At 72.6% G+C, this 6,543-nt stretch carries 6 protein-coding genes and 2 pseudogenes; 5 read left to right on the top strand and 3 right to left on the bottom strand.

The genetic code is table 11. From position 1 onward, the window contains the following. Positions 1 to 152 precede the first annotated feature (152 nt). The 5 genes and pseudogenes from ACFWWQ_RS02700 to ACFWWQ_RS02680 form a co-directional block, all read left to right on the top strand. Positions 153 to 944: a nitroreductase family protein gene (locus ACFWWQ_RS02700; protein ID WP_384588946.1), complete on the top strand. Its 792-nt coding sequence runs from the start codon at positions 153 to 155 to the stop codon at positions 942 to 944. Between the two features lie 86 nt (positions 945 to 1,030). Continuing rightward, a pseudogene (gene ribA / locus ACFWWQ_RS02695) lies at positions 1,031 to 1,726 on the top strand (GTP cyclohydrolase II); the annotation flags it as partial. Further along, positions 1,723 to 2,055 (top strand): hypothetical protein, encoded by a 333-nt coding sequence (locus ACFWWQ_RS02690; protein ID WP_384588943.1) that lies wholly within the window; start codon positions 1,723 to 1,725, stop codon positions 2,053 to 2,055. The pseudogene ribA and the gene ACFWWQ_RS02690, both read left to right, overlap by 4 nt. Before the next feature lie 141 nt (positions 2,056 to 2,196). Then, positions 2,197 to 2,604 carry a PaaI family thioesterase gene (locus tag ACFWWQ_RS02685; RefSeq protein ID WP_384588940.1) on the top strand — a complete coding sequence of 136 codons (408 nt, stop codon included), beginning with the start codon at positions 2,197 to 2,199 and terminating at the stop codon, positions 2,602 to 2,604. Between the two features lie 306 nt (positions 2,605 to 2,910). Then, positions 2,911 to 3,129: pseudogene (locus ACFWWQ_RS02680) on the top strand (response regulator transcription factor); the annotation flags it as partial. Between the two features lie 79 nt (positions 3,130 to 3,208). On the opposite strand, the gene ACFWWQ_RS02675 reads toward ACFWWQ_RS02680, so the two are convergent. The 3 genes from ACFWWQ_RS02675 to ACFWWQ_RS02665 form a co-directional block, all read right to left on the bottom strand. After that, positions 3,209 to 3,982 carry a BTAD domain-containing putative transcriptional regulator gene (locus ACFWWQ_RS02675; protein WP_384588937.1) on the bottom strand — a complete coding sequence of 258 codons (774 nt, stop codon included), beginning with the start codon at positions 3,980 to 3,982 and terminating at the stop codon, positions 3,209 to 3,211. A 301-nt stretch (positions 3,983 to 4,283) separates the two neighbouring features. Then, positions 4,284 to 4,577 carry a hypothetical protein gene (locus ACFWWQ_RS02670; RefSeq protein WP_384588934.1) on the bottom strand — a complete coding sequence of 98 codons (294 nt, stop codon included), beginning with the start codon at positions 4,575 to 4,577 and terminating at the stop codon, positions 4,284 to 4,286. Between the two features lie 452 nt (positions 4,578 to 5,029). Next, positions 5,030 to 6,538 carry a beta-ketoacyl synthase N-terminal-like domain-containing protein gene (locus ACFWWQ_RS02665; protein ID WP_384589498.1) on the bottom strand — a complete coding sequence of 503 codons (1,509 nt, stop codon included), beginning with the start codon at positions 6,536 to 6,538 and terminating at the stop codon, positions 5,030 to 5,032. Between the last annotated feature and the right edge of the window lie 5 nt (positions 6,539 to 6,543).

The following is a 6,543-nucleotide window of genomic DNA, read 5'->3' as shown; positions in this document are numbered from 1 at the left end:
TTTATAATAGACTGGTGTGGTGTTGGTCTATGTAGTGCGGCCCACCTGGGTAGGAAACAACCGCAAGCAATTGCTTGGGGGTCGGTGCCCGGGGGGGGGGGCCCCCCGCCCCCCCACCGGTGGATATCCATCCATCAACATGAGGAGTATCCATGGAATTCAAGCGCGCCGTCGGTACGCGCCGCACCACCCGCTACTACCAGGCATGGCGCCCGGTGGAGAAGGAGAAGGTCCAGAAGATCCTGCAGGCCGCGCGGCTCCAGTCGCACCACGGCAACGCGCAGGAGGTCCGTAGGGCCGTCGTCGTCACCAAGGGCGAGACCCCGGACGCGGTGCGCGACGGTCTGATCGACGCGGTCTACAACCAGCCGCAGGCCCACCAGGCGCCGGTCGCCATCGTGTGGTGCACCGACATGGCCGGGTGGGAGCCGCTGCGCCCCACGCTGCTCAAGCTGATCGAGGTGGGCGCCCTCACCTCCAGCTACGGCTGGTCCGAGGAGTTCGTCGACAGCGTCTCGATGAAGACGCCGGACTTCAACGTGCTCGCCGGTGACATCGAGTTCGCGAAGTGGCTCAGCTCCTTCGAGTGCGGTCTCGGTGTCGGCTCGGCGCTGCTCGCCGCGACGGACGAGGGCCTGGGCACCGGTCTGGTCACCGGCCGCCGGGAGCAGATCCGTGAGCTGCTGAAGATGCCCGAAAGCGTCATCCCGACCCAGATCCAGCTGGTCGGCTACTCCGCCGAGGGCGCCGAGGCGGGCGGCCAGCGGCCCCGTCCCGACTTCGAGAACCTGTACTTCGACGGCACCTGGGGCAACAGCATCCAGAGCGACCCGTCCGTGGTGCAGGAGCTGTCCGACGCCGGGATGATCCAGGCCGCCGCGCCGCTGCCGCACCGCAAGGCGGAGCTGCGTGCCCTGGCGGGGATGTTCGGTCTCCCCGAGTGAGAACCGAGCTGATGTCGGAGGCTGCGGCGGCGCCCGGTTCCCGGGTTCCGTCGCGGCCTTCGGCCCACCCCGACGGCTCCGCGGAAGTCCGCCGCCTGGCCCAGGCCCGCATCCCCACCGCCCACGGCGAGCTGCGCTGCGTGGCGTACGCGGCGGCGGGCGGCGTGGAGCATCTGGCGTTCGTGGCGGGCGAGGTGTCCGGGGCGGCCGCCGCGCTGGTGCGGCTGCACAGCGAGTGCGCCACCGGGGACCTCATGGGGTCGCTGCGGTGCGACTGCGGCGCGCAGCTCGACGAGGCGCTGCGGCGGGTCGCGACCGAGGGCACCGGCGCCGTGGTCTACCTCCGCGGCCACGAGGGCCGCGGCATCGGCATCGCCGCCAAGCTGCGCGCCTACCAGCTCCAGGACACCGGCCTGGACACGGTGGACGCCAATGTGGCCCTGGGGCTGCCCGTGGACGGCCGGGACTACGGCGCGGGCGCGGCGATCCTCCACGACCTGGGGATCACCGGCGTACGGCTGCTGACCAACAATCCCGACAAGGTCGCGGCGCTCGCCCGGCACGGCGTACGGGTGGCCGACCGGGTGCCGCTGCTCGCCCCGGCGCACGGCGAGAGCCTGCGCTATCTGCGGACGAAGCGGTCCCGGATGGGGCACCTCCTCGACGGCCTCGACTCCCCCGCCGGGACCGGAACGCCCACCGGGCCCGGCAGCTCCGACCAGCCAGCAACCATGACGACGGCGTCGGCTCCTGCGACGGCGCCTGCTGAGGAAAGACCATGACCGACACTGCCTTTCACGAACTGATCACCGTCCAGCGGTATGCGGCACAACTGTCGGACCTCGACACCAAGGACCGCAACGCCCGGCTCGACACCATCGCCGAGTTCGCCGAGTTCGTCGGCCGGACGCCGGACGAGATGATCGCGGAGATCTTCAACGAGGAGACCCGCAAGTACCGCAAGCGCGGTTTCTACAGCGACCGGGTCAAGGAGTTCTCCGCGGCGCTCGACGGCCCGCGCAACCGCCAGCTGGCCCGCGGCAACGTCATCCGGTCGTTCTTCATCGCCAACGGCCGCCGGATCCCCCCGGAGCAGCCGGACTGGATCTGAGCGCCGGTGCGGGCCCGTCGCGGGGCCCGCACCGCCCGGCCGCCGCACACCACGGGGCGGCCGGGCCGACGCGCGTGACCGCCGACCCCTCGTGCAGCGGCGCCCGCCCGTGCTGCCGGCCCACCTGAAGGGAGCAGACCCTTGCTGCCCACCCAGAGGCATCCATTCGACGACCTGCTCGGCATCCGCTACGAGGAGGTGTCCGCGGGGCGGGTGCTCGCCTCGCTGGTCCTGTCCCCGCGCATACACGGCGCGACGGGCACGGTGCACGGCGGCGTACTGGCGGCGCTGACGGAGAGCGCGGCCTCGGCGGGCGGGGCCCTCAACGCCGGGGAGGGGGAGGTGGCGGTCTGCGCGGACACCCAGATGCACCATGTGCGCCCGGCGGTGAGCGGAACGCTGCACGTCTGCGCGGTGCCCGTCCACCGCGGTTTCACCCAGCAGATCTGGTCGGCGGAGGTCTTCGACGACCGCAACCGGCTGGTGAGCTGCGCCACGGTGCAGTTGCTGCATATGGCGCGGGACCGGGCGGCGGCACCGGCCCACTGATGGTCCGCCGAAGCCGTACGGCCTGCCCCCGGGAAGCCCGGGCAGGCCGCGGCGTTTCACGCGTGGTCGGCCAGCAGCTCCCAGGCCGGTTGTCCGGCGACCGGGTCGGCAGGCAGCGGCAGCGACACCGCGCGCACCTGACACACCCTCCTGGAGGGGCTCACGGTGTGCCCCTCCAACTGGGGGTACCTTCCGCACCCGCCCTTCGGCATGCTCATCCGCGATGACCGACGACCAAGGAGAACAACGGTGATCAGCCGACTGCGGCCGCATCGCTATGGGTGGATGCCGCAGGACACGAGCGGTCTGGAACAACTGACCTGCCGGGAGCGGGAGGTCCTTCTCCTGGTGACCCAGGGCCTGTCCAACGCGGAGATCGCCGAACGCCTGGTGGTGTCGGCCGCGACCGTCAAGACCCACGTCGGACGGATGCTCGCCAAACTCCATCTGCGCGACCGCGTCCAGGCGGTGATCTTCGCGTACGAATGCGGTCTCGTGCAGGCGGGACGGGAGCGGGCCGGCTGAACCACCGGGCGGGGCGGCACGGGCACCGGCGGAGCGGCCGGACCGCCCCGCTCGGCCCGCTCGGCCCGCTTCGGGCACCTCAGCCGACCAGCTGCATGTCCCGTGGAGCGTCATCGGCGAGCAGGATCATCCGCTGCAGTTCCCGCAGTTCCCGGGACGGTTCGAGGCCCAGTTCCTGCCGGATGGCGTCGCGGGCGCAGCGGTAGGTCCGCAGCGCCTCGGCGCGCCTGCCGGAGCGGGACATGCAGAGCATCAGCTGCCGGTAGAACGCCTCGTGCAGCGGGTGCCGGGCGAGCAGGGAACGCAGGACTCCGGCCATCTCCTGGTACCGGCCCAGGGCCATGCCGGACGTCACGAAGAGTTCGGCGCATTCGATGCGCGCCTCCTCCGCCCACCGTGCGCAGCCCCCGACGACCGGGCCTCCGGCGGCGCCGTCCAGTACCGTCCCGCGGTGCAGCGACAGCGCGGCGCCGAGCAGGCCGACGGCCCGCTCGTGGTGCCCGGAACGGGCGGCGCGGCGCCCGTCGCTCAACAGGGACTGAAAACGGTGCAGGTCCAGTTCGCCGGGGTCGAGGCGCAGGATGTAGCCGGGTGCGGTGGTGGCGATCGGGGTGCCGGGGCGTCCCGGGCGGGTGAGAATCTTACGCAGTTGGGAGACGTGGACGTGGAGGGAGGCAGTGGCGCGCCGGGGCGGGGCGCTGCCCCAGATCTCGTTGCTCAGCTCGTCCCGGGAGACGACGTGGTTGGCCCGGATGAGCAGCGTCGCCAGCAGGACCTGCATCTTCGGTGCGCTGACCGGCACGACGGCCAGATCATCGGTCACCCGTAGCGACCCCAGAATTTCGTACCGCATGAATGGCTCCTCGCTCTCCAGCCCACATTCCGTCACTCCCGTGCACGCCGACGGTCGCGGCGCGGAAAGAGTTTCCGGCGCCCTGGATTTCGCTCCTCCGGGCACCTGGAACGCACTTCTCGCATTCCCTTTTCGAGCACCTTGTCGCGGGGAGCGCGGTGGGTCGAAAGTGTTCCTCCGCACCGGGTGCGCATCCGACCGTACTCTTTGCCGCCGCACATACCGTCGCCGCTCAATAACGTTCCGTCAACTTAGCCGCGTGGCACCCCTGCCGTGAACCCCAGTCTCACCGCCCGAACCCCTAGAGGGACATCCCTGAAAAGGGGTCCCGGGTCATTTCCCGCCGGTTGACAAAAATCGCGTAAATATCGCGAAGGATCGAGCCGGCCATGACGGCGACAACGATCTCGTCCGGTGCGCTCTCCGGCACCGGGCCGACGTGCGGGGATTTCCGGACGCCCTTGTCCTCGGCGTCGCCGAACATCCCGACGTCCTCGGCGCGGAGATGAGCGGCGAGATGCTCGCTCATCAGCTCCAGTCGTTCGAGTTCTTCCGGTGTGGCTCCGCCGAGCAAAGCTTCGGCCAAGGAATCCACGGCTTTCTTTCTCCCTGAGGTGATGCGCACCCACCACGCGATCCGCGGGCCGAAGAATAGCGAGGCCGTTTACGTGGGCGGGGCAGTGGCGCGCGCGTATGCCTCGCCGGCCACCACCGGCCCGGCGAAGTCCCCGTCGAGCCGTAACGCCAGACAACCCCACGCGATGCCCTCAAACCCCTATCACCCCCTACAGTCCGTGTCCCCGGAAAAAGGAGTCCCGGGGAATTTCCAAGAAATCGTCCGCACATTCCGGTACCCCTTTTCGGGGGTCCCGGTTTCCACGTTTGAATCCCCTGACATCCAGAAAACGTGGGCTCCCGGTACGCCGCATACGCCACGACGCCGCACCGAGGATCCGGTGCGGCGTCGTGGCGTATGTGTGGTGTGTGCGACGCGCCTCGTCCGCGCGGCTCATGCCGTACGTGGCGGACTGCGGGGAGCCGTGGGGCTCAGCGATGCCCGGCAAGCTCCAGCAACCGGGAGAGCAGTCCGGCCTCACGGAGCCGCTGCAAGGGCAGTTCCCCGAGTATTTCCAGCACCTGCTCATCATTCAGCCCGGCCGCCAGATCGACCGGGTCGGCAACGTCCCCGGCAACAGCGGGGCCTGACGCAGCGACGCCCGGCTCCTCCTGCGGGACCGCCTCCGGGAGCGGCCCCGCGGGCTCGGTGAGCGGGGCCGCCGGGGGGAGGGCGACCGGCGGGAGGGGCTGGCGGACGGCGGTGGGGGCGAGGGCGTCGGCGATGTCCTCGGGGCGGAACCCGGGCCGGGTCGCGAGATGCACGCTCATCCGGGCGGCGCGGGCCCGCAGCGTCGCGGCGGCGTCCGCCGGGGACGTGGCAGGCTCGGCGTCGGCCCGCCGGACATCGGCGGCGCCCGGCCGCACCCCGCGCACGGCCGCACCCGACGCGGGCGCGGGCCTGCGGGCCCAGTCGGACAGCACCAGATGGCAGGTCCCGCCGTCGCCGTACGCGCCGACGCCCGCCAGCACCCGTTCGCTCCCCCGGCGCGACAGCGGCACCACGGTCCGGCCCGCCCCTTCCGGTGCGCCGGTCCACACCGGTGCCTCACCGGTCACATGGGCCGAGGCGCGCAGGCACAGCACCGTCTTCAGGAGCGCGGCGGCGGCACCCTCCGGACGCGGACCGGCGTCGGCGGGCAGCGGCTCCCGCACCGGACGGCCGCCCGACGCGGCGGGGACCGCGCTCCGCACCGGGCTTGCGGTGGCGGCCAGTTCGACGAACCGGACGGCGGCGGCGTCGACCCGGGCGTGGGCGCGGGCCCGGCGCGCCGCCTCCTCCTGGGCGGCGCCCGGCCCGGCGGTGGCGCCGCCGTCGTGGTTCACGGCGCCGCCGCGTATCAGGCAGTGCACGGTGTCACCGTCGACGAGCGCCCGGCGCAGCGTCTTGAGGACGAGGAGCCCGCCATCGGCGTCCTCCGCCGCGACGCCCGAGGACGCCCGGCGGACGGTGATCCCCCCGGCCAGCGCCTCGTCGCACTCACCGCCGCGCAGCGCGAGACAGGCGAGGTGGACGGCGGTCAGCGCCGAGGACCGCGCGGTGTCGACGACCAGGCTCGGACCGCGCAGGCCCAGGGTGGCGGAGAGCCTGCTCGCGAGGGTGGAGCGGTCGGCCCCGGCCGCGCCGCGCCCGGTGGACCGGGGGCACTCCGAGGCACCGATGAACACGCCGGTACCACTGCCCGCCAGGCCCTCGGGGAGGATCCCGGCGCTCTCCAGGGCCTCCCGGGCGAGGTCGACGGAGAGCCGCTGCCGCGGGTCGGGGGCGCCGATGTCCTCGGCGGGCACCCCCAGCGTCTCGGGGGGCCCCCCCCCCGCGCCGCCCGGGGGGCGCCGCGCGCCCCCCCGCCGGGGGCCCCCCGACGCTGAGAACAACCGCGGGTCGGGGGTGAGGGGGGGCCCGGGGCGGCCCCCCCCCCGCTCGGGGGCGCCCCGGCTCACGGTCG

Origin of the sequence: Streptomyces sp. NPDC059080 (assembly GCF_042739975.1) — a bacterium.
GTDB classification, from domain to species: domain Bacteria; phylum Actinomycetota; class Actinomycetes; order Streptomycetales; family Streptomycetaceae; genus Streptomyces; species Streptomyces benahoarensis.
Note: the sequence above shows the minus strand (reverse complement) of the source record. Positions and strands in the feature narration are given on the sequence as shown.